Annotated in this window: 1 protein-coding gene; it reads left to right on the forward strand. The window is 64.1% G+C overall.

Features of this window, described 5'->3' with window-relative positions; translation table 11 throughout:
- The first annotated feature begins 53 nt into the window (after positions 1–53).
- A protein-coding gene (locus ACOVRJ_RS15655) for an IS3 family transposase (RefSeq protein WP_422044763.1) occupies positions 54–1315 on the forward strand; the annotation gives its coding sequence in 2 pieces (ribosomal slippage) (positions 54–395 and positions 398–1315; 1260 coding nt in all).
- Positions 1316–1329: the final 14 nt, after the last annotated feature.

Here is a 1329-nt window from a genome sequence, read left to right on the forward strand (position 1 = left end):
TGACCCGTCCTGCCAGAGGTTGACACCTTTTCTTGAAGGAAAAGGCAAGTCCCATGGAATCAGGCTCCAAGCGCACACAGCGTGATTACACGCTGGCTTTTAAGCTGGCGGTGGTCGAACAGGTGGAAAAAGGCGAGTTGACGTACAAGCAGGCGCAGGCGCGCTACGGCATCCAGGGTCGAACGACGGTGCTGGTGTGGCTGCGCAAGCACGGTCGCCTGGGCTGGGGCCGTGCGGCATCATGTGCGGCTATGCCCCGAGACCAGACCCCCGCGGCGCTCACGCCCGAGCAGCAGATCAAGGCGCTGCAGGTGCAACTGCGCGAGGCCAACGAGAAGGCCCAGTTGTTTGAAGCCGTGCTCGATGTCCTGAAGAAGGACTATGGAGTGCGCGTCGTAAAAAAGCCTTCGGGCAAGTCCTCGCGCAGCGGCTCGTCCAAGGGCTGAATGTGACGAGGGCTTGCCGCCACATGGGGCTGAGCCGACAGGCGTACTACCAGGGTCGCCAGCGCCACGCCCAGCGCGAGGAGCGGGCACAGACGGTAGTGCAACTGGTGCGCGATCAGCGCGTACGCCAACCCCGACTGGGCACGCGCAAGCTGCATCACCTGCTGCGCCAGTCGCTGGCGCAGGCGGGCATCGGGCTGGGACGCGATGCGATGTTTGACGTGCTGCGCAACGCCGGGATGCTGGTGGCACCGAGGCGGGCGTATCACAAGACCACGGACAGCCATCACCGCTTCAGGCGCCACCCCAACCTGCTCAAAGCCGGCGAGCAGCAGGTGCAAGCCACGGCCAGCGAGCAGGTGTGGGTGGCCGACATCACCTACCTGCCCACAGCCGACAAGTGCGTTTACCTGAGTCTGGTCACCGATGCGTACTCGCGCAAGATCGTGGGCTGGCACGTGCACGACAGCTTGCAGACCGAACCGGTGGCGCAGGCACTGAAGATGGCCTTGCGCGCCCGCCAAAGCGATCAACGCCTGGTGCACCACTCGGACCGGGGCATCCAATACTGCTCAAGCTACTACCAGGCGATCCACCAGCGCTACGGGCTGCAGTGCTCGATGACCGACGGCTACGACTGCTACCAGAACGCGCTGGCCGAGCGGGTCAACGGCATCCTCAAGGGCGAGTTGCTGCTGCAGCGGCCCGCCGACCTGGAGCAGGCGCGGCGCATGGTGCGCGAGTCGGTCCAGATCTACAACACCGAGCGCCCGCATCTGTCGTTGAAAATGCAAACGCCCGATGCGGTGCATCGGGCGTCACTGGCCGGCATCTGCCGGTCTAAATCTCCGTCTCAGGTGTCAACCTAATTTAGGACGGGTCA

The sequence above is a fragment of the Roseateles sp. genome (assembly GCF_049240545.1).
In the GTDB taxonomy this organism is placed as follows: Bacteria; Pseudomonadota; Gammaproteobacteria; order Burkholderiales; family Burkholderiaceae_C; genus Paucibacter_A.